At 51.3% G+C, this 24359-nt stretch carries 30 protein-coding genes; 28 read left to right on the top strand and 2 right to left on the bottom strand.

The genetic code is table 11. The annotated features are described in order from the left end of the window. Window positions 1-86 precede the first annotated feature (86 nt). The 9 genes from QUD54_RS03435 (at window position 87) to trpB (ending at window position 8745) form a co-directional block, all read left to right on the top strand. Window positions 87-527: an arsenate reductase ArsC gene (locus QUD54_RS03435; RefSeq protein ID WP_286337566.1), complete on the top strand. Its 441-nt coding sequence runs from the start codon at window positions 87-89 to the stop codon at window positions 525-527. After that, window positions 527-1372 (top strand): N-formylglutamate amidohydrolase, encoded by an 846-nt coding sequence (locus tag QUD54_RS03430; RefSeq protein ID WP_286337565.1) that lies wholly within the window; start codon window positions 527-529, stop codon window positions 1370-1372. The genes QUD54_RS03435 and QUD54_RS03430 overlap by 1 nt, the downstream gene beginning before the upstream one ends. Further along, the gene (locus QUD54_RS03425) at window positions 1369-3276 is read left to right on the top strand and encodes a flavohemoglobin expression-modulating QEGLA motif protein (RefSeq protein ID WP_286337564.1); all 1908 of its coding nucleotides are present in this window, start codon (window positions 1369-1371) and stop codon (window positions 3274-3276) included. Before QUD54_RS03430 ends, QUD54_RS03425 begins: the two co-directional genes overlap by 4 nt. Next, a complete protein-coding gene (locus QUD54_RS03420) occupies window positions 3273-4316 on the top strand; it encodes a glutathione synthetase (protein WP_286337563.1) in 1044 nt (347 codons plus the stop codon). The genes QUD54_RS03425 and QUD54_RS03420 overlap by 4 nt, the downstream gene beginning before the upstream one ends. 72 nt (window positions 4317-4388) lie before the next feature. Beyond that, window positions 4389-4649, top strand: a complete 261-nt coding sequence (locus tag QUD54_RS03415) for a FeoA family protein (protein ID WP_286337562.1) — start codon at window positions 4389-4391, stop codon at window positions 4647-4649. After that, complete coding sequence (feoB, locus tag QUD54_RS03410) at window positions 4646-6778, top strand: ferrous iron transport protein B (protein WP_286337561.1); 2133 nt, start codon at window positions 4646-4648, stop codon at window positions 6776-6778. Before QUD54_RS03415 ends, feoB begins: the two co-directional genes overlap by 4 nt. Window positions 6779-6841: 63 nt before the next feature. Beyond that, window positions 6842-7180 carry a c-type cytochrome gene (locus QUD54_RS03405; protein ID WP_286337560.1) on the top strand — a complete coding sequence of 113 codons (339 nt, stop codon included), beginning with the start codon at window positions 6842-6844 and terminating at the stop codon, window positions 7178-7180. 39 nt (window positions 7181-7219) lie between these two features. Beyond that, window positions 7220-7429: a hypothetical protein gene (locus QUD54_RS03400; RefSeq protein ID WP_286337559.1), complete on the top strand. Its 210-nt coding sequence runs from the start codon at window positions 7220-7222 to the stop codon at window positions 7427-7429. A 98-nt stretch (window positions 7430-7527) separates the two neighbouring features. Next, a complete protein-coding gene (trpB, locus tag QUD54_RS03395) occupies window positions 7528-8745 on the top strand; it encodes a tryptophan synthase subunit beta (RefSeq protein ID WP_286337997.1) in 1218 nt (405 codons plus the stop codon). Window positions 8746-8757: 12 nt separating this feature from the next. On the opposite strand, the gene QUD54_RS03390 is transcribed toward trpB, so the two are convergent. Next, window positions 8758-8916 carry a hypothetical protein gene (locus QUD54_RS03390; protein ID WP_286337558.1) on the bottom strand — a complete coding sequence of 53 codons (159 nt, stop codon included), beginning with the start codon at window positions 8914-8916 and terminating at the stop codon, window positions 8758-8760. Between the two features lie 55 nt (window positions 8917-8971). Here QUD54_RS03390 and QUD54_RS03385 point away from each other — a divergent pair, with 55 nt between their 5' ends. From QUD54_RS03385 to QUD54_RS03375, 3 genes are read left to right on the top strand one after another with little or no spacing between them, the layout of a single operon-like run. After that, window positions 8972-9391, top strand: coding sequence for a hypothetical protein (locus QUD54_RS03385; RefSeq protein WP_286337557.1), 420 nt, complete (start codon window positions 8972-8974; stop codon window positions 9389-9391). 31 nt (window positions 9392-9422) lie between these two features. Continuing rightward, entirely contained in the window at window positions 9423-10148 is a 726-nt protein-coding gene (locus QUD54_RS03380) for an SIR2 family NAD-dependent protein deacylase (RefSeq protein ID WP_286337556.1), read from the top strand. A 59-nt stretch (window positions 10149-10207) separates the two neighbouring features. Beyond that, window positions 10208-10675: a tetratricopeptide repeat protein gene (locus QUD54_RS03375; protein WP_286337555.1), complete on the top strand. Its 468-nt coding sequence runs from the start codon at window positions 10208-10210 to the stop codon at window positions 10673-10675. 7 nt (window positions 10676-10682) lie between these two features. Here the strand turns inward: QUD54_RS03375 and QUD54_RS03370 are convergent, their stop codons facing one another. Continuing rightward, a complete protein-coding gene (locus QUD54_RS03370) occupies window positions 10683-10874 on the bottom strand; it encodes a hypothetical protein (protein ID WP_286337554.1) in 192 nt (63 codons plus the stop codon). 167 nt (window positions 10875-11041) lie between these two features. Between QUD54_RS03370 and QUD54_RS03365 the strand changes: the two genes are divergently transcribed. The 16 genes from QUD54_RS03365 (at window position 11042) to QUD54_RS03290 (ending at window position 24357) form a co-directional block, all read left to right on the top strand. After that, window positions 11042-13402, top strand: coding sequence for a multiheme c-type cytochrome (locus QUD54_RS03365; RefSeq protein WP_286337553.1), 2361 nt, complete (start codon window positions 11042-11044; stop codon window positions 13400-13402). Further along, window positions 13380-13538, top strand: coding sequence for a hypothetical protein (locus QUD54_RS03360; protein WP_286337552.1), 159 nt, complete (start codon window positions 13380-13382; stop codon window positions 13536-13538). The genes QUD54_RS03365 and QUD54_RS03360 overlap by 23 nt, the downstream gene beginning before the upstream one ends. Then, window positions 13535-14440: a methionyl-tRNA formyltransferase gene (gene fmt, locus QUD54_RS03355; protein ID WP_286337551.1), complete on the top strand. Its 906-nt coding sequence runs from the start codon at window positions 13535-13537 to the stop codon at window positions 14438-14440. The genes QUD54_RS03360 and fmt overlap by 4 nt, the downstream gene beginning before the upstream one ends. Then, a complete protein-coding gene (locus QUD54_RS03350) occupies window positions 14421-15056 on the top strand; it encodes a biotin--[acetyl-CoA-carboxylase] ligase (RefSeq protein ID WP_286337550.1) in 636 nt (211 codons plus the stop codon). Before fmt ends, QUD54_RS03350 begins: the two co-directional genes overlap by 20 nt. Then, window positions 15053-15838: a ParA family protein gene (locus tag QUD54_RS03345; protein WP_286337549.1), complete on the top strand. Its 786-nt coding sequence runs from the start codon at window positions 15053-15055 to the stop codon at window positions 15836-15838. The genes QUD54_RS03350 and QUD54_RS03345 overlap by 4 nt, the downstream gene beginning before the upstream one ends. 8 nt (window positions 15839-15846) lie before the next feature. Then, window positions 15847-16725, top strand: a complete 879-nt coding sequence (locus QUD54_RS03340) for a ParB/RepB/Spo0J family partition protein (RefSeq protein WP_286337548.1) — start codon at window positions 15847-15849, stop codon at window positions 16723-16725. Window positions 16726-16836: 111 nt separating this feature from the next. Then, complete coding sequence (locus QUD54_RS03335; protein ID WP_286337547.1) at window positions 16837-17259, top strand: F0F1 ATP synthase subunit B family protein; 423 nt, start codon at window positions 16837-16839, stop codon at window positions 17257-17259. A gap of 12 nt (window positions 17260-17271) precedes the next feature. Beyond that, entirely contained in the window at window positions 17272-17793 is a 522-nt protein-coding gene (locus QUD54_RS03330) for a F0F1 ATP synthase subunit B (RefSeq protein ID WP_286337546.1), read from the top strand. A 1-nt stretch (window position 17794) separates the two neighbouring features. Continuing rightward, on the top strand, window positions 17795-18328 hold the full coding sequence (locus tag QUD54_RS03325) for a F0F1 ATP synthase subunit delta (RefSeq protein WP_286337545.1): 534 nt from the start codon (window positions 17795-17797) through the stop codon (window positions 18326-18328). 21 nt (window positions 18329-18349) lie between these two features. Next, window positions 18350-19861 carry a F0F1 ATP synthase subunit alpha gene (gene atpA / locus QUD54_RS03320; RefSeq protein ID WP_406600570.1) on the top strand — a complete coding sequence of 504 codons (1512 nt, stop codon included), beginning with the start codon at window positions 18350-18352 and terminating at the stop codon, window positions 19859-19861. A gap of 16 nt (window positions 19862-19877) precedes the next feature. Continuing rightward, a complete protein-coding gene (gene atpG / locus QUD54_RS03315) occupies window positions 19878-20762 on the top strand; it encodes an ATP synthase F1 subunit gamma (protein ID WP_286337544.1) in 885 nt (294 codons plus the stop codon). Between the two features lie 14 nt (window positions 20763-20776). Beyond that, window positions 20777-22183 carry a F0F1 ATP synthase subunit beta gene (gene atpD, locus QUD54_RS03310; RefSeq protein ID WP_286337543.1) on the top strand — a complete coding sequence of 469 codons (1407 nt, stop codon included), beginning with the start codon at window positions 20777-20779 and terminating at the stop codon, window positions 22181-22183. Between the two features lie 48 nt (window positions 22184-22231). Continuing rightward, the gene (atpC, locus tag QUD54_RS03305; RefSeq protein ID WP_286337542.1) at window positions 22232-22624 is read left to right on the top strand and encodes an ATP synthase F1 subunit epsilon; all 393 of its coding nucleotides are present in this window, start codon (window positions 22232-22234) and stop codon (window positions 22622-22624) included. 3 nt (window positions 22625-22627) lie between these two features. Further along, window positions 22628-23206 carry a MotA/TolQ/ExbB proton channel family protein gene (locus QUD54_RS03300; protein ID WP_286337541.1) on the top strand — a complete coding sequence of 193 codons (579 nt, stop codon included), beginning with the start codon at window positions 22628-22630 and terminating at the stop codon, window positions 23204-23206. A gap of 1 nt (window position 23207) precedes the next feature. Then, window positions 23208-23600, top strand: a complete 393-nt coding sequence (locus tag QUD54_RS03295) for a biopolymer transporter ExbD (protein ID WP_286337540.1) — start codon at window positions 23208-23210, stop codon at window positions 23598-23600. Continuing rightward, complete coding sequence (locus QUD54_RS03290; protein WP_286337539.1) at window positions 23593-24357, top strand: TonB C-terminal domain-containing protein; 765 nt, start codon at window positions 23593-23595, stop codon at window positions 24355-24357. Before QUD54_RS03295 ends, QUD54_RS03290 begins: the two co-directional genes overlap by 8 nt. Window positions 24358-24359 lie beyond the last annotated feature (2 nt).

Genomic DNA, 24359 nt, shown 5'->3' with positions numbered 1-24359 from the left:
TCTCCCCGTTACTCTGTATGACTTTATGACGAAAACTCTTCGATTTCACCATAAAAATCTTTTTTAAAACTTTATCAGTGTATGATATGAAGAAAAAAAGAAGTGAATCGATGAAGAGAATTTTGATATTGGATATGGGCAATGCGGCCCGCTCCATTATGGCCGAGGCACTGGTCAACCACCATCTGAAACGTTCGTGTAACCTGCATGCCGAGAGTGCCGGTATCGTTCCGAAAGGGAGTATCGATCACGAAACGATACAGGTGTTGGCGGAAGACGGAATCGAAACCGAGCATTTGTGGTCGAAGAGTCTGGATGATTTGAAGCGTAGCGATTTCGACCTGGTGGTAACTGTATGCGACAACCTCAAAGAGGCGTGTCCAGTCTTACCAGGTGCGAGAAAGGTGATCCATATCGGTTTCGAGGATCCCGACGGAAAGCCTTTCGAAGCGTACGAGCGGACGATCCACCAACTCAAACGACTTCTTCTGCCTCGAATCGAGGAGGAACTTTGTGAGGAGGAGTGATGGATAAGCCGATTTGCGATCCGGAGTCGATTGCCCGGAAATTTTCGATGAGCCGGCGGCAGTGGACGATATGCCGGGCAGAAGGCCCGATCGTCGCGGCCGCGATTCATGACGGGCACGATTTATCGGAAGAAGTCGCCGCATTTATCGCGATCGACGAAGCGACGCGGCTTCGTGAGGAGGATCCGTGTACCTATCGTATGACGTCGATCGCGGACAACCGCCTGACGGTTTCGGCTTCCCGTTTTCTTGTCGATCTGAACAGGCCCCGGGAGAAGGCGGTCTATCTGAAGCCCGAGGATGCATGGGGGCTCGATGTGTGGAAGTGCCTGCCGAACGACAAGATGATCGCGCATGCATTGGGGCTCTACGATCTCTTTTACGAAGAGCTTTACGAATTTTTGTCGGAGCTGAAAGAGAGACATGGATTTTTCGTCGTTCTGGATCTGCACAGCTACAACCATCGGCGGAAGGGGCCCGATGCCCCACCGGAAGATCCGCGGATGAATCCCGATATCAATGTCGGAACCGCAACGCTTTCAGACCGGACGCTCTGGGAACCGCTCATCGAAACGTTTATGAGCGATTTGCAGAGGTTCGACTATTTCGGCCGAACGCTGGATGTGCGTGAAAACGTCAAGTTCCAGGGAGGCTATATGGCCGAATGGATTCACCGCAATTTCAAAGAGTCGGGATGTGTACTTTCGATCGAAATCAAAAAAATTTTCATGGATGAGTGGAGCGGGCATATCGATCTTCTGCAGGTCGAAAAAATCCATACCCTTCTGAAGTCCGCCATGCCGGGTATCGAGTCCTCATTGAAAAAGATGGGGGTGAAGCTATGAACGGACCGGCGGAAATCGGTCAAGATTTCATCGAGAGTGTAACGGCGGATCTTCAGGCCAATCGGGCTGTCAGAAAAAAACTTCCCGGCGGCGGTCGAATTCATATCGACCGGCAGCTTCCATTTCTTTGCGTCTACCGAAAGCCGAAAGAGAAGGCGGATGTGGGTACCGAACGTCTCGTCTATGGCGAGGCTTCCTATCTGACGGTTTTGGGAGGCGAGAATGTCACCTCCTTGCTCGAAGCCGTTGCCGAAACCATGTCGAAAATCTTTGGACATTTTTTGATCGTCGAGCTCTGGACGCTGCCGTACGAAGCCTTTTGCGATGAAACAAAAACGAAGCGGTCACCGGCGTTCAGGATTTGTTCGGATCAGCCGGAGGAACTCCTTTCCACCGTCGAAACACTTCGGAACTGGCTGAAAAGGGTCACGCTTCACCGGCTTCGCGCCCATGTGCAGATTGCGCGTTGTGAAAGCGTCGCCCCCGCAGCGCTTCCTCCGCTTTTGGAAAAAGATGTATTGCAACGCTGCAATACCTATCTCCTCGGACTCGGCGTCGCACCCGCCTATCAGGACGAGACGGGCGAGACACTCTATCCTATCGAACTCGAAGGAATCCGAAAGGGGGTTGCGAAAGCGCTTAAAAACGCCTTTTACCGCTTTTCCGTGGCATTGACCGGTAGCTGTCCCACCCACTATGCAATGATGGGACGGCGGCTTGTCACGAAAGTCGTTTGGGATGTGGACAACGCCTTGGCCGAAATCGACGATGCGTTCGACTTTCTTCTGCAGGTCACCCCTGTCAATACGGAGGAGGCATGGGAGAGCTTCAAAGCGAAAGGATATACGGGAACGCCCCATTTCCTCTACCGGCCCAGGCCCTTCGACATTCCGCAGATGAAACGTGCGCTCTACGACATTCCCATCGGAAAGATCGAAGATCCGACACTGATGGAGCTTTTCTGCCAGAAGCGTGAAGAGCTCGATCGTAAATTGACGATGCTTTCAGACCGCGACACACCGAATTTTCTCTATGGAAGCATTCCCGCCTACGGAAAGGTCGAAAGCGCGCTGCTTGAAACAGCGGAAACGATGCTCGAACATCTTCCCCATGAACAGCGGAATCTCGAAGCCGATGCCGAAACAGATACCGTGGATGCCGAAACGTTTGCCGAGTATGCGAATGACGAGATCGCATACTACAAAACGTTCTATCCGTCGATGCGTTCTTCTGTGCAGATTCGTGAAGATATCGTCTCCGGTGCGATGGTCTCCGGTGGAGACTTCTTCATCTCCAAATGGGCACATTTTCCCAAAAAGAGAGTCGAAGCACTGCTTCATCACGAGATCGGCACCCATATCCTGACCTACACGAACGGCCTCGCTCAGCCTTTCAAACAGCTCCATACGGGGCTCAGCGGTTATGACGAGATGCAGGAGGGGATTGCCGTTCTCTCCGAATATCTCAGCGGAGGTATCAGCAAAGCGCGCCTAAGAATTCTGGCGGCACGGGTGGTCGCCGTGCATATGCTTTGTGAAGGAAGCTCTTTCGAGGAGACGTTTCGGCAGCTGCATGAACGCTACCGATTTGGCGAGAAGAGCGCCTTCACGATCACGACACGTGTCTTCAGAGGGGGCGGGCTGACGAAAGATGCGGTCTATCTGCGCGGGTTGGTCGGACTGTTCGACTATCTGCACGATGGCGGTGCGTTGGAGCCTCTGTTTGTCGGGAAGATCGCGGCCGAACACATCCCTCTGATCGAAGAGCTACAGTGGAGAGAGATTTTGAAAAAACCGCCGCTCTGGCCGCGCTGGCTTGACGAAAAGTCCGCAAAAGCGAGACTTGAAGAGATACGGAATAAGAGACTGAGTATTCTGGATTTGATCGAAAAAGGATACATATGAAAATCGGATTTGTCATTAACGACCTTCTTCACGAGCCCTTGCCTAGCTCCACGATCCAGCTGGCATTGACGGCGACGAAGATGGGCCATGAAGTCTGGCTGATGGGTGTGGGTGATTTCGTCTACAACTGTGATGAGATGGTTCATGCCCATGCCAGAAGTGTCGAAACCGGAAACTATTCGGATCAGAAGAGTTATTACGGGGCGCTCTGTGCGGATGATGCAATACAGAAACGGATCACGGTAGATGATCTCGATATTTTGATGCTTCGCAACGATCCGGCCCAGGATATTCAATCCTCATGGGCCCAGCATGCGGCGATCGTCTTCGGACGCACTGCACTGCGGCATGGTGTGATCGTTCTCAACGATCCGGACGGGCTTTCAAAAGCGATCAACAAGATGTATTTTCAACATTTTCCGAAAGAGGTACGTGTCGAAAAGGTGATCGCAAGAAATGTGTCCGAGATCGAGCGTTTTTACGAAGCGCACGACCGCAACATCATTATCAAACCGCTGATGGGTTCGGCAGGGCGCAATGTCTTTTTCGTGCAACCTACCGATGCGGCCAACCTTCACCAGATGGCCGATGCCGTCTTTCGCGACGGGTATGCCATCGCCGAAGCGTTTCTGCCGGAAGCCCTCAACGGTGATGTACGCTTGTTTCTGATGAACGGGGCCCCTTTGCAGTCGAATGGACGCTATTGCGCTTTCAGGAGAATTCCCGCCGAAAAGGATATCCGGTCGAATATCCATGCCGGTGGGCGGGCGGCAGCGGTGGAGGTGACCGATGAAATGTTGAGGATCGCGGAGATCGTCCGTCCGAAACTTGTCCAGGACGGCATGTTTCTGGTGGGGCTCGACATCGTTGGCGACAAGCTACTCGAGATCAATGTATTCAGTCCCGGAGGGCTGCATCACGCCCATCTTTTCAAAGATGTGGATTTTAGCCAGACGGTCATAGAAGCGCTCGAAAAGAAGGTTCTCTATATGCAATACTACCGTCGAAATTTCGACAATATTGAAATGAACACACTGTAGAACTCTTTGAGTGGCTCTGTGGAAAGTCCCGGTCGTTTTCGCTTCCATTCACGTACGGCAAGGTGGTAAACGATGAGATTGGCGGATCTCCAACCCGGACAGAAGGCGATCGTCAAAGCGATCGGCGACCTTGGTGAACTAAAAGACCGGCTGATGGAGCTTGGGCTGCTCTGTGGCGAGACGGTGCAGCTTCTGCGCAGGGCACCGCTCGGCGACCCGCTGGAGTTGCGTTTCGGGAATGAAAAGATCGCTTTACGCGAAGAGGATGCCCGAAAGATCGATGTGGAACCGATTTCTCGGATACATAGAGAGGAAGGGAAGGGAAGCGTGTGAGAATCGCATTCGTGGGCAATCCGAATACGGGAAAAACGGCCTTGATCAACGCTATCGCCGGAAGCGACCTGGAGGTCGGTAACTGGCCCGGCGTGACGGTCGAGAAAAAAGAGGCGACATTCCGATACGAAGGTGAATCCGTTTCGCTCGTCGATCTGCCGGGTGCCTACACGCTGAGCCCCTATTCCCTGGAAGAGAAGATCACCCGAAACGTGCTCGCGTACGAGTCGCCGGACGGGATTGTCGATGTCATCGAGACGACCAATCTTCGCAGAAACCTCTATCTCACGCTCGAACTGATCGATATGCAAAAACCGATGGTTCTCGCACTCAATATGTTCGACGACTTCACGCGGCATGGCTATACGCTCGATCTGAAACGGCTGGAGGAGATTTTGGGGACCTACGCCGTGCCCACCGTCGCCTCGGCCGGCCTGGGGGCCAAAGAGGTGATCGCACGGGCGGTCGAAACGATCAGAGAGGGGAGAAGGCCCCGGATTCAGCCTCTCCAGGAGCATATCGAAAAAGAGGTCGCGTTTTTGATGCGAAAAATCGAACAGGCCGGAGTGTTTCCCTATCCGAAACGGCTCTTCGCCATCAAACTGATCGAAAACGATGCCTTCGCCGTCGAATTGGCACAAAAAGCGTGTGCCGAAGAGATTCTCCGTTTCGCAGAAGGTGCGAGAGAACGGCTGGAGTGTCATATGAACCTTCCGATCAGAACGATCATCACCCGTTCCCGTTACGAAGTGATCGACAGAATCCTCGAAGAGGTTTTGACAAAGCCCGTGGTCGACAGGGCCGTACTCAGCGAACGTATCGACGCGGTGGTTCTGCACAGGTTCTATTCGTTCCCGATTCTCTTCGTGATCCTCTATCTTCTTTTCAGAATCACCTTCGATGCCAGTGCGCCGCTGGTGGAGTGGACGGGAGATTTTTTCGAGTCCTACACTGTGCCCCATCTGCACGCGCTTTTGGGTGTCCATCTGCCCCCCTGGTTCGATTCGCTGCTCGTCGACGGCGTCGTCAACGGCGTCGGGCTGGTACTCTCGTTTCTTCCGCTGCTCTTTTTTCTCTACTTTTTCATGGCGCTTCTGGAGGAGAGCGGCTACATGGCGCGTGTCAGTTTTCTTCTCGATCGGCTCGCTCGCTCGCTTGGGATCAAGGGCAATGCCTTCATCGCGATGATCATGGGATTCGGCTGCAACGTTCCAGCGATCTACGCCACCCGCACGATGACGAGTCTTAGGGAGCGTATCATTACCGTTTTGACGATTCCTCTGATGAGCTGCAGCGCGAGACTGCCGATCTATGTCCTCTTCACGGCACTCTTTTTCGAAGAGAACCGGGCGGAGATCATCATCTCCCTCTATATTCTCGGTGTCGTCATCGCACTTCTTATCGCCTGGGTCGCGAACCGGATACTGCCAAAAAGCGGAGAGAAGCCCTTCTTTCTGGAGCTTCCTGCCTACCATATGCCGACGTTCAGGGCGATTTGGGTATTGATGTGGCCGAGGTTGAAAGATTTCATCGTGCGTGCGGGGACCGTCATCGTCGCCGCGTCCATCATTTTGTGGGGCGTCATCCATCTTCCGCCGGATGCGGATATTCACGACTCCTATCTCGCCAAAGGGGCCAAAATCGTCACACCGCTTTTCGAGCCGGCAGGTTTCGGTGGGCACTGGGAGCCGGTGGCGGCACTGATTCCCGGAACGCTCGCCAAAGAGGTGGTAATCGGATCGCTGGGAACGATCTACGGGGTCGAGTCGGTCCGGAGGGAACCACCTCCTCGTGATCTGTGGGAAGATACGAAACGGCAGGCGGCGGCACTGAAAGATGCACTGATCGCATCGGTTGGAAGCCTCTTTTTTCTTGGCGGCGACAGTGGGGAGGATATGCCTGCACCCGGTACACTTCAGGCCCGGCTGAAAAGCCAGTTCGACGGGCCCTTGGCTGCCTATAGCTACATGGTCTTCGTTCTGCTCTACATTCCGTGCGTCTCGACCATCGCCGCGATCAAAGAGGAGTTCGGATGGAAACCGGCACTTTTCGAGATTCTTTTTCTACCGCTTCTAGCGTACGGTGCCAGCGTCTTGATCTACCAAGTTGGGAGCATCTTTTTGACTTGATTCTAATCAAGACAAAATTTGTCCGATTTAAATATGATTCCGGAAAAAGATTCGGAGTCACCTATGAAACAGATCGTTTTTGCAATGACAATACTTTATGCCACACTTTTGTCCGCCGATATCGAACGGGGGAAAAAGGTGTATGAAGCCAATTGTGCACAGTGCCACAGTATTCGCATGACCGGCGGGCTCGGCAGGGATTTCAACCTCGTCTCCTATACACGCACAAAAGAGGAAATCGTGGATTATATCGAGAGTCCGGACCGACAGTACAGAAAATTCGGCTACAATGCCAACGCGATGCCGACACTGCCGCTGACTGGAGACGAAATGGACGATGTCGCGGACTTCATCGATTCGCTGCAGCCGTTTAAAAAGTGGATGGTGAAAAAGGGAAGTTGAACCTAAAAAGCGTTATGATTAAAAGAAAAAGGAGTATTTATGCCGCATCATAAAGATCACGAAAAACTCGAATCTCTCAAAGAGGCGATTCGAAATTCCGACAAGCTGACGGAAGAACAGAAGAGTAATGCATTGGCACACATCGAAGAGTGGTACGAAGAGGACAAAGCCTTCGGAACGCTTATCGAAGCACTTATCGAAAAATTTGCCGAACTCAAACCGGTCTTCGCCGAACTCGGTCTGATCTAACCGCTCTCTTCATCGGAGCGGCAAAATCCGCTTCGTGTCTAACAAACCCTTAAACCACTTCGTTATAAACTGGGCAATACTTTTTTCAGGAGTCTATGATGAAGCATGCCTATCTTAAAACCCAGCCCGACGAAAAAGGTTATTTCGGCGAATATGGCGGTGCCTTTCTGCCGCCGCAGCTTGTCGAAGAGTTCGAACGCATTACCGAAGCCTATTTGAAACTGCGCAAATCGCATGAGTTTCTCTCCGAACTTCGCCGTATCCGGAAACATTATCAGGGACGTCCGACACCCGTCTACCATGCCAAGCGCCTCAGCGACGCGATCGGCGGGGCGCAGCTCTACTTCAAGCGTGAAGATCTGAACCATACCGGCGCGCACAAACTCAACCACTGCATGGCAGAAGCGCTGCTAGCGAAGAGCATGGGAAAAACCAAGCTCATTGCCGAAACCGGTGCGGGGCAGCATGGCGTGGCGCTGGCGACGGCGTGTGCCTATTTCGGACTCGAGTGCGAGATCCATATGGGAGAGGTCGACATCGAAAAAGAGCACCCGAATGTCGTACGGATGAAAATCCTTGGAGCCAAGGTCGTTCCGGCGACCCATGGATTGCGAACGCTGAAAGAGGCGGTCGATTCGGCGTTCGAAGCCTATCTCGGCCAGCTCGATACGGCGATGTACGCCATCGGTTCGGTGGTCGGACCGCATCCGTTTCCTCTGATGGTACGCGACTTTCAGAGTGTTGTCGGCCTCGAGGCGCGTGAGCAGTTCGAAGAGATGACGGGCGAGCTTCCCGACCATGTCGTCGCCTGTGTCGGCGGCGGCTCCAATGCGATGGGGATTTTCAGCGGTTTCATCGACGATCCGGTCGAACTCTACGCCGTCGAGCCACTGGGCAAAGGGACGCGCCTCGGCGACCATGCGGCGACGCTGGAGTATGGCAAAGAGGGTGTTCTTCACGGCTTCAAATCGATTCTTCTGCAGACCGAGGCGGGGGATCCGGCGCCGGTCCACTCGATCGCCAGCGGGCTGGACTATCCGGGGGTCGGCCCCGAACACGCCTACTTGCACGATATCGGCCGCGTCCATGTCCGTAGTGCGACGGACGAGGAGACGGTCGATGCTTTCTATGCGATCAGCCAGTACGAAGGGATCATTCCTGCACTGGAAAGTTCGCACGCGATCGCCTATGCGATGAAACTGGCCAAAGATGTGCCGCACGATGCGATTTTGGTCAATCTTTCGGGGCGGGGCGACAAAGATATCGACTATGTGGTGGATACGTTTGGCGTGAGGGAGTGGAGACCGGAGGCGTAGCGGCTTCCGGTATTATTTCTGGATAAACTTGCCGCACCCTTTTTCAGGGGTTCCGCCGAAACTTCTGACTTCGCGGGCTGTCCCGTTTTTCGCGATCTCCTGGCGTTTGCACTCATCTTTTTTGACACACTCTTCGTTTCGGCATCCGACATCTTCAGGTACTTTTGGCATAATAACCTCCAAGTTTTTGCGCAATTATAGCAACTTTTCATAAGGAATTAGTATTATGATGTTCACTTTGATACATACCGTTCACCTCCTGGCCGCTTTCGTTTACGGCGGTTTTCTGTTTGTCGACATTCTCTTTTTGCAGAAGATGCAAAAATCCCTTCCGGCCGAAGATGGCGCGAAGTGCCGAGAGGCGATCATGGCACATGTACGCAAGGTCGTGCCGTATGCGCTCTTTGTCGTCGTCGGTACCGGCATCTACATGTTTCCACACGTATTCGGCCATGTCGGAGAGGATGGATTGAACCATATGCAGATGGTACTGCTGATCAAGGCATTTTTGGGGTTGTGGCTCGGTATTCGCGGTTTCAACCAGAAGATTTTCAAAATCGACCCGTGGCTTTTCAAAAGCCACTACTTTCCTTTTACGCTGGTCGTCATCATTATCATCCTTTCTCAAATAATGTGGGCGGTGTAATGTGTTCAAGAGATGGGTGCGCAGGTAGAAAATGATGAAGAAAGCGATGATTCTAAGCGGGGCGGGGCTGAGTGCCGAAAGCGGCATAAGGACTTTTCGCGACAATGACGGCCTGTGGGAGGAGTATGACGTGATGAAAGTCTGCTCCGTACAGGGATGGGAGGAAGACCGGAAGCTCGTGACACAGTTTTACAACGACCGTCGTAAGGATCTGGCTGACAAAAAACCCAACCCCGCGCATTTCGCCCTTGCCAGGCTCGAGAAGCGTTTTCCGGGACAAATTTGGAATCTGACCCAGAATGTCGACGATCTTTTGGAGCGTGCCGGATGCGAAAACGTCATCCATCTGCACGGAACGTTGCGCGATCTGCGGTGTGAAGCGTGCGGCCATGTCTGGGATATCGGCTTCCGTGCCCAGAGAGAGGACGAGAGCTGCCCCTCGTGTGGCGGCCGAAACGTGCGTCACAATGTCGTAATGTTCGGCGAGCCGGCCCCTGCCTACCGCTTCATTCAAAAGGCGATCGACGAGAGTGATCTCTTTGTCGCCATCGGTACCAGCGGCCAGGTGATCGACATCGTCTCCATCGCTACCGAGTTCGCCAACTCCATCCTCGTCAATCCCAACCGGGAGATGTATGTGACGATGTTCGGGTCGCATGAGCGTTATATCGACGAATATTTCGAAACGTATATTCGAAAAAAGGCGGGTGAAGCGGCTGCAGAGTTGGAGGAGAGGATCGCACGGTTTTTAAAGTGACCTTTTCAATCGTTCGAAAGTCTCGTCCGATACAATTCAGGTAAAAAAGAGGAGTGTTGATGGAAGAGATCGACTGTTACAATGCCGGAATGAACGCGTATGCGCAACAGAGATTCGAAGAGGCATATGCGTGGTTCATGAAAGATGAGGAGAATCCGAAGTGTCAATATGCACTGGGTGTGCTCCACTATAACGGCCAGGGTGCCGAACGCAGTTTCAAGGAGGCGGCGAAGTGGTACGAGAAAGCGGCCGATGGCGGGATCGTACCGGCACAATCGGCCATCGGATTCGCCTATGCCAATGCCGTGGGTGTACCGGAAAATTTTGAAAAAGCTGCAAAATATCTGAAGATGGCCAGTGATGCGGGCGATATCGCTGCGCGTATCACACTTGGAGAGATCTATGCCAAAGGGGAAGCGGGCGGTACGCGCGAAATGGCGGCCGATCTGATCAAATCGGCTATCGATGCCGGTGCGGGTGAAGAGGCACACGACATCTGGAGCCGCTACGAACTCTGGAAAGCGTAATCGGGTTTTAGTCGAATATATTCGCGAGCCTGTCGAGGAAGCCTTTCGGTTTTTCTCGTTTTTCGATCCGCTCGTCGACAAAATCCGGGTCGGGTTTCATCAGGCTTTCATCGAACGGCGTATGCTTTTTCGCCGCTTTCTCTTTCTTCTTCCAACCGCCGGGCTGGTGTGCTTTGGCTGGAGCATGGGACATACACATGATAACCTCCTTTTAAATCTATTATACTCCGTTTGTGTGCAATCCGTGTGTAATTCTCTTTGAGGGCTTCGGATCCTGTTTTTTAGCGGCCTCTCATCCCCGGTATGTTACCATTCTTCATTCTGAAAGGAGCCCTCGTGATCAGATATTTTGTATTAATTATAGTTATGATGATCGCTGCTTATGGAAAGAGCTGTATCGAGTGCCACAAGGGAATCGAAGATATTCGCGACCCCCACACGAAAATGGCCGAAGCGATCGCCAAAAAAGCCGAAAAGGCAGGGGTGAAGGGAAACAACTGCGTTGTCTGTCATGGCGGAAATCCGGAGGCTGATACGAAAGAAGCGGCCCACAGCGGGACACTTGCCTATTTTATGGAGCACGAGGGCCCCAAAGCGTTCTATCCCGATCCGGGAAGCCCGTGGATCAACCAAAACAGCTGCGGCATGTGCCACAAAGAGCAGGTCGAGGCACAGATGAACAGCCTGATGATGACGGAGCAGGGAAAAATTCACGGGACGCTCTACAGTTTCGGTGGACTGGAAGGGTATGAACACAATCAGGGGAATTACGATACCAAAAACCCCTCCGATCCGCATGCACGTTTGGGAACGGTGGCCTACAAGAAATATATGCAGAAGCTTCATGATCTCAACCCGCAGGTCTTCCCGGCCGAAATGAAAGAGATTCCGCCGGCACCGACTCCCGAAGAGGTGGAGAAAAATCCGAAGCTGGCGGCCTACACCTACCTTCGGCAGGAGTGTCTGCGCTGCCATACCGGCTCCAAAGGGCGGCAGAAGCGCGGTGATTTCCGCGGGATCGGCTGCTCTTCGTGCCACATCCCCTACAGCAACGACGGCTTTTATGAAGGAAACGACCCGACGATTCCGAAAGAGGAGCCGGGCCATATGCTGGTGCATCAGATCCAGTCGTCGCGAAATGCGAAGGTGAGCGTCCATGGCGTAAGCTATACGGGTGTGCCGGTCGAGACCTGTTCCACCTGCCATAACCGAGGGAAACGGATCGGCGTAAGTTATGAAGGGTTGATGGAGACCGCCTATAAACCGGGCTTCGACGAGGAAGGGAACGGCCAGCCCAAACTCCATACCAAACACTATCTACATCTCAAATCGGACGTGCATATGCGCAAAGGGATGCTTTGTCAGGATTGCCACACGACGCGCGATTTGCACGGCGATGGTTTTTTAGCCGGTGCGACGCTGGGGCCTGTCGAGATCGAGTGCCAGGATTGCCACGGAACGACGAAAAAGTATCCGTGGGAGCTGCCGCTCGGTTACAGCGACGAGTTCGATACCAAACCCGCTTCGGGCAAACAACGCGGTGTGACGAAGAGGCTGGCGGACTATCTGAAAAAGGGGACGACCTTCGCGCCCCAAGAGGGGTATTTGCTGACCGCCCGGGGCAATCCCTACAAGAATGTGGTCAAGGATGGCACCGACGTCATCGTCCATCTGGCCAGCGGAAAAGATATCCGGCTCAAACCGCTCAAAAAGCTTAAAGAAGAGGGAAAAATCTCCCAAAAAGGGCTTGTCGCGATGGACCAGATCACCAAACACAACGACAGGATGGAGTGTTACACCTGCCACGATACGTGGGCGCCGCAGTGTTACGGATGCCATGTGAAGATCGACTACAGCCAAAACCATAAAGAGGTCGACTGGCTCGCGGCGGCACACGACCATGATCTTCACGGGGCGACGGCGACGATGCGCGGGACGCTCAAAGAACATCTGGTTCCGGGTAATGTGACGGAGACCCGCAGCTACCTGCGCTGGGAAAATCCACCGCTGGTACAAAACGGGGAAGGGCGCGTGTCGCCGGCAATGCCGGGATGCCAGGTGGTCGTCACCGTCATCGGCAAATCGGGCAAAGCGCTGCTGAAAAACCATGTCTTCATGATGCCCGACTATAAACACCCCGAAAGCGAAAAGAGACTGCCGGGTATCGTTATGGCATCGGTCCATTCGCATACGGTCCAGAAAGAGGCTAGGGCGTGCGAAAGCTGCCATGCCAACCCCGCCGCGATGGGCTACGGGATTCAGGGCGGCAAAGTGTGGGGCAATATGGGCGAAGATTTTATCGTCGATCTCAAAACGGCCGACGGCAGAGTCATCCCTTCGCGCTATACGGTACAGAAACCGAAGATCGAGAACTTCAATGTCGACTGGAGCCGCTTCGTCGATGAAAACGGTACATGGCTACAGACAATCGACAACCATTGGAACCTCGCCGGCCCGCTGGACAATGCACAGCGTGCCAAACTCGACCGACGCGGTGTATGTATGAGCTGCCACAAAACGATACCGGATAAGGATCTCGCGGTTTCGCTGATGCATCATGTCGCGGAGACGGCTGGTGTGAGCATCGACAACGGGATGCATCGAGATATCTTGAACAAGACGATGCGCATCGGCGCCTGGGTACAGGTGTTGGGTGGAATTTTTGGTGGATTGGTACTACTTTACATCATATGGAGGATACGACGTGGACGAAAATGTTCTGAATAAACTGAAATCGATCAAAAGCGAAATGAGTGAAGCCGAAAAGAGGCGAAAGGCGGAGGAGGAAAAGAGACGCAAAGCGAAGGAAGAGGCCGAATCGTTCGAGAAGATGATGCAGGCGGAGGGAGCGAGAAAACTATGAATATCGTTTTTATGGGAACGCCGGAGTATGCCGATACGATTTTAAAGCGGCTGCTTGCCGAGAAGGAAATCACCGTCACTTCGGTCTACACCCAGCCGGATAAACCTGTTGGACGTAAAAAGGTGTTGACACCGCCGCCGGTGAAGGTTACGGCGGAGGCGGCGGGCGTCGCCTGTTATCAGCCGTACTCCCTGAAAGAGGATGGAATCGCAGGGCGGATCGAACGCGAGAAACCGGACTTCATCGTCGTCGCGGCGTACGGGCAGCTGCTTCCCAAAGCGATACTAGAGATTGCACCCTGCATCAATCTGCATGCCTCGCTGCTTCCGAAATACCGTGGCGCGAGTCCGATACAGCAGGCGCTTCTGAACGGCGACCGTGTGACGGGTGTGACGGCGATGCTGATGGAGGAGGGGCTCGACAGCGGCCCGATGCTTGCGTGGAACGTTACGCCTATCGGTCTGAACGACCGCAAGAACGAACTTTTCATGCGTCTGGCCGAAATGGCAGCCGACCTGACACTGAAGACGGTAAAAAAGTATCGGTCGATACGATCTTTGCCTCAGTGTGATGCCGATGCGACCTACTGTAAAAAAATCGCCAGACGCGATGGATTGGTGACATTCGATTTGCCGGCCGAGACGATCTACAACCGTTTTCGCGCATTTGAAGGATGGCCGGGCATCTATCTCGAAAACGGTTTGAAACTTCTCGATCTCGCGTTGATGGAAGGCGAAGGCGAAGCCGGAAAAATTCTTGCGATCGACGATGATGGAGTCGTCGTGGCGTGTAAAAGTGGTGCACTGAAGATCAAAATGGTCCAACCTTCTTCGAAAAAAGCGATGGATGCGTTGAGTTATATCCGGGGCAAGAGGCTGAAGATTGACGATCTATTCATTTGAAACGCTCCCGTCGACGCAGGCCTGGCTGATCGAGAAGGTAAAGGAGAATCGTGTCGACCTTCCATGTGCCGTGATTGCCCAGATGCAAACGGAAGGTATCGGAAGCAGGGATAACAGATGGATCGGTAAAAAAGGCAATTTTTTCGCTTCCGTGGCGATGCCTCAAACGATGCTGCCGGATGACCTCCCCATCAGCGCCACATCCATCTATTTCGCTTTCCTGATGAAAAAAACGGTAGAAAAACTGGGTTCTGGCGCCTGGGTCAAATGGCCCAACGATTTGTACCTCAATGGGCGTAAAATAGGGGGCTGCATCACAGCAAAAAAAGGAGATGCCGTGATTGCGGGCATTGGAGTGAATATTGTCGATGCACCCCTTGATTTCGGGACTTTGGATCTCGATATCACGCCTTTGGAACTTTTGGAAACGTTTTTGCGGAGCGTGGAAACTTCTCCGTCATGGAAGCAGATTTTTAGCAACTTTAGTTTAGAATTTGAAAAGAGCAAACACTTTTATACTCATGTCGGGAATGAAACATTGGATTTGACGGATGCCGTTTTGAATGAAGACGGTTCGTTGATGATAGGAAACAGAAGGGTAGTAAGTTTACGATGAGCGAAATTATCACGATAGCCAACCAAAAAGGCGGTGTTGGAAAGACGACGACAGCTGTCAATCTGGCGGCGTCACTTGCCGTGGCTGAAAAAAAGGTTCTCCTGATCGATGCGGATCCTCAGGCCAATGCCACGACCAGTCTCGGGTTCCACCGAAACGATTACGAATACAACATTTACCATGTCCTGATCGGTGCCAAAAAAATTTCGGACACGATATTGAAAACGACCCTGCCGACGCTTCATCTCGTCCCTTCCAATATCGGCCTGGTCGGTGTGGAAAAAGAGTTTTACGACAGTGAGACGCGAAAAGGGCGCGAACTCATTCTGAAACGGAAGATCGATGAGGTGAAAAAAGAGTATGACTACATCATCATCGATTCACCCCCTGCACTTGGGCCTATCACGATCAATGCGCTCAGTGCGGCCCATTCGGTCATTATTCCGATTCAGTGCGAATTCTTTGCGTTGGAAGGGCTCGCCCAGCTTTTGAACACCATTCGTCTGATCAAAAAGACGATTAACCCGAAACTGAAGATCAAAGGTTTCCTTCCGACAATGTACAGCGGGCAAAACAACCTCTCCAAACAGGTATTTGCCGATTTGACACAGCATTTCAAAAACAAGCTTTTCAAGTCGAACGATGACGAATTCATCGTCATTCCACGAAATGTCAAACTGGCTGAGAGTCCGAGTTTCGGCAAGCCGGTCATACTGTACGATGTGAAATCGACCGGCTCGCAGGCCTACCAGCATCTGGCACAGGCAATCTTGGCGAGCTAAGGCTGAGAATGGGAAAAAAAGGAAAGAGCAAATCATTGGGACGGGGTCTCGGAGCCATTTTGGGCGAAGTCGCCGAGGCGTATGAAAATGAGTTCAAGAGTGATGAAAAGAGTGCTGCGGAACAAATCGTCGAACTGCCGCTGAGCGATATCGTTCCCAATCCCTATCAGCCGAGGACCCATTTCGACGAATCTTCCATCAGAGAACTTTCCGAGTCGATCAAGCGGCATGGGCTTCTACAGCCAGTCGTCGTGATCGAACAGAACGGAGAGTACGTTCTGATTGCAGGTGAACGCCGTGTTCGTGCCAGCAAGCTCGCCGGACTCGAGACGATCCGTGCGATTGTCGCCGATATCGACCGTACACGCTTTAGAGAACTGGCGCTTATCGAAAATATACAGCGTGAATCTCTCAATCCCGTGGAATTGGCCAAATCATACAAAGAACTGATCGACGAGTATGGCATTACCCAGGACGAACTTTCCAAAATCATCCACAAAAGCAGAACCCAGATTGCCAATACGATGCGGCTTTTGCAGTTGAGCGGGTATGTCCTCGAGAAACTCTCAAAATCTATCATATCCCAGGGGCATGCCAAAGTTATCGTAGGGCTCGACGAAAAGGATCAGAAAGTCGTATGCGATACCATCGTAGGACAGAAACTGAGCGTACGTGAAACGGAGCAGCTTGTAGCAGGCATGAAGTCTGTCGAGAAGAAAAAACCCCATGCGAAAAAAACGTCCGGGCTTGATTTGAGCGCCTATGCCGATCTGATCAAGGAACACATCCCCTACAAAGTGAACATAAAACAGCAAAAAGTCGAGATAAGATTCAGCGACGAAAACGAACTGAAGGATTTCATCAAACGGTTTTCCTCGAATTTATAGTGCTTAAGGCCACTTCAAAGCCCTGAACCATACAGGGTTTTAGAGTATCCTTAATTTTGAATTTTGGATAAATATGATAACATTGCCCAATTTTTAGAAAGGAGCGCGTGCATGCTGGATATAAGTCTGTCCCTGATGCTTCTTGTCGCAGTCGTCTTTCTCGTACTGTTGATGCTGCTTAACAGTTGGCTCTATCGGCCACTTTTGGCTTTTATGGACGAACGTGACAAGAGTATTCGTAAAGATCTGGAAAATGTCAGCGCAGACAGCTCGGAAATCGATGAGCTGAAAGCGAAGACGGAAGCGATAATTGCGGAAGCGAAAAGCGAAGCCGCCGCATTACGGGCCAAAACGATCGAAGAGTCCAAGCTACTCGCAACGAGCAAAATCGAAGCGAAAAAAGAGGAGCTGGAGAAGGCATATCAGGGATTTCTTGATGAGCTGAAGAAAGAAGAGGAGCAGCTCAAAAGCGAACTTCTTTCACAAATGCCGCTTTTCAAAGAGTCTTTGAAAGCCAAATTCAGTCAAATATAAAAAGGAGAAAATGTGCGAAAATTGGTTTTGATGGCTGCATTTTTTCTTCCTGCAGTTGTCTTTGCATCCGGTCATGAAGCCACGGGCGGAGGAACGGATTTCGTTCCGAGACTGGTCAACTTCATCATCTTCGCTGCGATCATCTACTATTTCGTCGCAGAACCGATCAAGAACTTTTTTACGGGACGAAGCGGCGAAATCGCATCGAAACTCGAAGAGGTACAGAATCGTCTGAAAGCGACCAAAAAGGCGAAAGAAGATGCACGTGCCGCATACGAGGCCGCACAGCAGACAGCGGATGAGATTATCGAATCCGCCAAAAAAGAGTCTCAGCTGCTGGCGAAAAAGCTCGATGAACAGCTTCATCTGGAACTGGACAACCTGGAGAAACTTCAGCAGGAAAAGATGGAAGTCGAAAAACGACAGATGGTTCGTAAAACGGTTGCCGAGGTTCTTTCCGAACTCTTCAAAGGCGATGCGATCGGCATGGATGAGAAGAAGTTCGTCAATCTCATCATGAAAAAGGTGGCATAAGATGGATCAGCTTGTAGCAAAACGTTATGTCAAAGCCCTTATCGAAGCACTCGGTGAGAAGAAGATCGCCGAAGCCGAAAAAGCACTTGGCGGTGTCGCGAAGGCATTTGAAGAGAAAGCATTTTCCGATGCGATCATTTCGCCGGAAGTAAAGAAAAGTGAAAAAGAGGAGTTGGTGTTGGCGCTTCTCGGGAAGAAAGCGGACAAAAGACTTCTCAATTTCGTCAAGACGTTGGGAATCCATAACCGATTCGGTCTGATCCCGACGATCGTGGAACTTCTTCAAAAAGAGATCCAGCGCCGCGAAAACCGTTATGAAGGCTTTGTGGAGAGTAAAAAAGCTCTCGACGAGAAACAGCTCAAAGCACTCGAAAACTCGCTCAGCAAGTATGTCGATGCAACAGTGATCCTGCATCCGGTCAAAAGCGAACGTGACGGCATCAAAGTGGTGGTTGAAGATCTCGGCATCGAAGCGAGCTTCTCGAAAGAGAGAGTCGCATCCGATATGATCAACCATATTTTAAAAGCATTGTAAAACATAGAAAGGAGATCGGTAGTGTCTAAACTTCAAGCAGATGAAATCAGCTCGATCATCAAAGAGCGAATCGAAAACTTTGAATTGAGCGTCGATATCGATGAAACAGGGAAAGTTGTCAGTATTGCTGACGGAATTGCACAGGTCTTCGGCCTGAACAATGTCATGGCCGGTGAAATGGTCGAATTCGAAAACGGTGAGCGCGGTATCGTCCTCAACCTCGAAGAGGCGAGTGTCGGTGTCGTTATTCTCGGAAAAGGCCTCGGCGTACGAGAGGGAATGAGTGTCAAACGTCTGGGACAGCTTCTAAAAGTTCCTGTCGGGCCTGAACTTGTCGGACGCGTCGTAAACGCTCTGGGTGAGCCGATCGACGGCAAAGGGCCGATCGAAGCGAAAGAGTACCGCTTTGTCGAAGAGAAAGCTCCTGGAATCATGGCACGTAAATCTGTCCATGAACCACTTCAAACCGGTATCAAAGCGATCGATGCATTGGTTCCGATCGGACGCGGACAGCGGGAGTTGATCATCGGTGACCGTCAGACGGGTAAAACGACCGTCGCGATCGATGCCATCATCAATCAAAAAGGTCAGGGTGTAACCTGTATCTATGTCGCAGTCGGACAGAAACAGTCGACAGTCGCTTCCATCGTTCGCAAACTCGAAGAGCATGGTGCGATGGATTACACCATCGTCGTCAATGCGGGTGCATCCGAATCTGCTGCACTGCAGTTCCTCGCACCGTATACCGGGGTTACGATGGGAGAGTACTTCCGAGACAATGGACAGCATGGCCTCATCATCTATGATGACCTGAGCAAGCATGCGGTCGCCTACCGTGAAATGTCTCTGATTCTTCGCCGCCCTCCTGGCCGTGAAGCGTTCCCTGGTGACGTTTTCTATCTCCACTCACGTCTGCTCGAGCGTGCTGCGAAACTGAGCGACGAGCTCGGTGCGGGTTCTCTGACTGCACTTCCGATCATCGAAACGCAAGCGGGTGACGTTTCTGCATACATTCCGACAAACGTCATTTCCATCACTGACGGTCAGATTTTCCTTGAAACAAACCTCTTCAACAGTGGTATTCGCCCCGCGATCAACGTCGGTATTTCCGTTTCACGTGTCGGTGGTGCCGCTCAGATCAAGGCGACGAAGCAGGTTTCCGGAACACTTCGCCTCGACCTTGCACAGTATCGTGAACTGGAAGCGTTTGCACAGTTTGCCAGTGATCTCGACGAAGCGACACGTGCGCAGCTCGAGCGTGGTGCACGTATGGTCGAGATTCTGAAGCAGCCTCCTTATTCACCGCTTCCTATTGAAAAACAGGTTCTTATCATCTATGCGGGTGCGAATGGGTATCTCGATGATATCGATGTCAGTGCCGTCACAAAATTCGAAGCGGAACTCTATCCGTTCGTCGAAGCGAATCATCCGGAAGTTCTTAAGCAGATTCGCGAGAAAAAGAAAATCGACGATGAAGTAGAAGAGTTGATGAAGAAAGCGCTGGAAGATTTCAAAACTTCATTCAGTGCCTAAGGATTAAGGATCAACGATGGCAAATTTGAAAGAGATTAAGCTTCAGATAAGCAGCGTAAAGGGAACACAGAAAACCACGCGTGCAATGAAGCTTGTTTCGCAGGCGAAGCTGAAAAGGGCCGAAGAGCTGGCGAAACGTTCACGCGTTTACGCTCAGAAACTCGATGAGCTCGTCAGCGAAATCGCATACGAAATCAATCAGAACAAAGTAGGCGGAAGCGACAGCCGTTTTGTGCAGGCCGACTTGCCTGTCAAGACGGTCGATATTATCTGTGTAACCGCCGATAAGGGATTGTGCGGTGGCTTCAATGTCACGACTTTGAAGACAACACTGAAATTGATTCGTGAATACAAAGACCAAAGAGTTGCTGTACGTCTGCGCGTTGTAGGACGGAAGGCGATCGATTTCCTGAAGTACAACGGGATCGAGATGGTAGATGAAGTGATCGGATTGAGCGCATCTCCGGACTATAAAAAAGCTGCAGAGTTCATCGATGTCTCTCTCCAGGATTTCGCAATCGGGAAGACAGACCGTGTCGTTTTGATCTACAACGGATTCAAGAACATGCTTACGCAGGAACAAAGAGTCCTTCAGCTGCTCCCCGTCGATATCTCTACGATCGAAGAACGCGAGTTGAAGTCCAGCATCGAATATGAGCCCGAGGGCCATGAAGAGCTGCTCAACGCACTTTTGAAAAAGTATGTCGAATACAGTATGTATTACGGTTTGCTCGATTCGCTCGCTGCCGAGCACAGTGCCCGCATGCAGGCAATGGACAATGCGACGAAAAACGCATCGGAACGCGTCAACGAGCTTACGGTTCAATACAACAAAGCACGTCAGGAATCTATTACTACCGAACTGATTGAAATCATCAGCGGTGTGGAAGCATTGAAATAAAAGAAGGAGAAGGAATGACAGGTAAAATTGCACAGGTCATCGGGCCGGTTGTAGATGTCGATTTTGAAGACTATCTGCCGGCGATCAACGAAGCACTTGAAGTAAATTACGAACTCGAAGGGAATAAGCAGAGACTGGTTCTTGAAGTCGCCAGTCATATCGGTGACAACCGTGTCCGTACGATCGCGATGGATATGAGTGAAGGTTTGGTACGCGGTATGGAAGTCAAAGCGACTGGCGATGCGATCAAAGTACCCGTTGGAGAAGAGGTTCTCGGACGTATCTTCAACGTAATCGGTGAAACGATCGACGAAGGTGAAGAACTCAAAGCGAAAAATCACTGGAGCATTCACCGTGATCCGCCGCCATTCGAAGATCAGAGCACGAAAACCGAGATCTTCGAAACGGGTATCAAAGTCGTCGACCTTCTTGCCCCCTACGCTAAAGGTGGTAAAGTCGGCCTCTTCGGTGGTGCCGGAGTCGGTAAAACCGTCATCATCATGGAACTCATCCATAACGTCGCATTCAAGCACAGCGGTTACTCCGTCTTTGCAGGTGTCGGTGAACGTACACGTGAAGGTAACGACCTCTACAACGAAATGAAAGAGTCGAACGTTCTGGACAAAGTCGCCCTTTGCTACGGACAGATGAGTGAGCCTCCAGGAGCACGTAACCGTATCGCGCTGACAGGCCTTACGATGGCGGAATACTTCCGTGACGAACTCGGCCTCGACGTACTCATGTTTATCGACAACATCTTCCGATATGCACAGGCAGGTTCTGAAATGTCCGCACTTCTTGGACGTATCCCTTCAGCGGTTGGTTATCAGCCGACACTCGCACGTGAGATGGGTGCGCTTCAGGAGCGTATTACGTCGACGACGAAGGGTTCCATTACATCTGTACAGGCTGTCTATGTTCCGGCCGACGACCTTACCGACCCGGCGCCGGCATCGGTCTTCGCCCACCTCGATGCAACGACGGTTCTCAACCGTAAAATTGCGGAAAAGGGGATCTATCCGGCCGTCGACCCACTCGACTCTTCCAGCCGAATGCTCGACCCAGCGATTATCGGCGAAGAGCACTACAATGTAGCACGTGGCGTACAGACAGTCCTTCAAAAATATAAAGACCTTCAGGATATCATCGCGATTCTCGGTATGGACGAACTTTCCGAAGAGGATAAGAAGACGGTCGAACGTGCACGTAAAATCGAACGATTCCTTTCTCAGCCATTCTTTGTTGCGGAAGTCTTTACCGGCGCTCCCGGTAAGTATGTCACGCTGGAAGAGACAATCAAAGGCTTCAAAGGCCTGTTGGACGGTGAATACGACGATCTCCCGGAAGCTGCATTCTACATGGTCGGCAGCATGGATGAGGCGATTGAGAAAGCTGAAAAACTTAAAGCCAAAGCATCTTGACAAGGATAACCTTGTCGAGAATGCCGCTATCCTAACTAAAGGATAATTATGGATACTATGAAATTAGAAATCGTCACACCTCATGGGCCGATATTTTCAGGTGAAGTGAAATCTGCGACTTTTCCCGGCGCAGAAGGCGAGTTCGGTGTTTTGCCGGAACACGCTTCTCTTGTTTCACTTCTCGAAGCAGGCGTGATCGAAATCGAAAAGAGCGATGGTTCGAAAGAGTCGATCGTCATCGATTCCGGTTATGTCAAGGTCGATGAAGAGAAAACGCTTGTGGTTGTAGAGGGAGCGGTGCCGATCATCGGTGAAACGGAGAGCGAAATCGCGAAGGCTATCGCCGAAGCGAAAGAGCTTGTCAAAAAAGCCAGCAACTCCGATTTTGCCATTGCCAACGTCGAGGCGAAAGTGGATGCTGCGGCAAAAACAAGATTTTAAAGAATGATCGACATCGTCGTCGGTTACCTTGACCGAAGCAGCCCCATCACCATTGGTGTCTTGGGCCTGCTCTCTTTCTACCTTCTACTCACACTCTGGGCTTTCGTTTACCGTTATCTGACGCTTGCCCGATGGCTCTCAAAAGAGACCGATTCCATGGAACAGATGCACATGGGCGCTGCATCCGTTTCTCCCAAATCTATCCTTAAAAGCTGTATGAAAAAAACGCTTTCTCCAAATGCAAATATGCTTGAAATGTGTCAATTTGCCGCCACGAAAGAGGCGACCAAAGGGTTGACACTTCTCTCGCTGATTGCAAGTACTTCTCCTTTCATCGGGCTCTTCGGTACGGTTATCTCGATTCTTGAGGCGTTTGCGGGACTCGGTACGCAAAAGAGTGCTACGCTCAGTGTAGTCGCTCCTGCCATCAGCGAAGCACTTGTCGCGACCGCTGCCGGTATTTTCGTAGCCATCTTTGCCTATACTTTTCATCTGCTTCTCAAAAGAAAAGCGTATGAACTCTCGACGGTCATCGCGATGCAGGTGGATCTTCTTTTGGCACAGAGTCTGAAGAAACAGTGATATGAGATACCAGTGGGATGAGAATCCGGATCTGAATATCACTCCACTTGTCGATATCATGCTGGTTCTTATGGCGATATTGATGGTCACGGCACCGACGATCATTTATGAAGAGAACATTACGCTGCCGCAGGGTTCGCGCACAAAGACGTTCGAAAAGGTGAAATCGCTCGAAATTCGTATGGACAAAAAAGGCATCATCTACTTTCAGAAAGAGAAGTACGAAAAACTCGCTTTCCCGGACCGCTTCTTGTTGAAAACGCAATCGTTAGACAAAAAAATTCCAGTCTATATACGTGCCGACGAAAGACTGCCGTACAAAGATGTCATGTTTCTGCTCAAAACCGTAAAAGAGGCAGGTTTTTCAAAAGTTTCTCTGGTAACAAATGGATAGAGATCGCAGATATTTTTTTCTCGGCGGCATTGCCGCTTTCGGATTCTATTTTCTTTTAATCCTGCTGCTGCTCCTGTTTTTCAACGATTACAAGAAATCCAAACGGTATGTCCCCAAACCGTCGCAATCGATCGAAGTTTCGGTGCTTCAGACACCTCTTTCCAGACCCAAAACGAAATCTTTTGCCAAACGCTCCCAAAAGCAGCAACAAAAACAAAAAATGCCGGCTGTTAGAAAAAAGAGTTCCGCATCCTTGAAAACTTCAAAACCGTCACGCCCCAAAGCGATCGCGTCGTTGTTTAAAAACGTCAAGGTCAAAGCGCCTTCCGATACGTCGCCAGCCGCGAGGCTGGCGAATGCTCCAAAAATAAAATACAAGGCATCTTCCGACAAGAGAGAAACAGAACGGCCGCGTGCAGAGCAGCTGGTCAGAGACATCAATCTCAGCAAGCCCACCATCAATATCTCTTCAAAAAGCTCAGGCCAGGGAGAAGTGGATGCCTACATGTCGAAACTCTATGAAATGCTTTACGCATCATGGCATCCGGAAGCGGTGTTCGCCGGATCTCATGCGACGGTCAGACTCGATATCGCCCCGGATGGGTCGTTTGCTTACCGTATCGTTTATCCTTCGGATAATCAAGCTTTCAATCATAGCCTGATAGAATATCTCGAACAGATCAAGGCAAAGAGGTTTCCGCCACACAAACGGAAAAGAAATCTTGTCATCGATGTTGAATTCAAAGCGAAGGAGTAGAT

It is taken from the genome of Hydrogenimonas cancrithermarum, assembly GCF_030296055.1.
Classification (GTDB): Bacteria; Campylobacterota; Campylobacteria; order Campylobacterales; family Hydrogenimonadaceae; genus Hydrogenimonas; species Hydrogenimonas cancrithermarum.
Note: the sequence above shows the minus strand (reverse complement) of the source record. Positions and strands in the feature narration are given on the sequence as shown.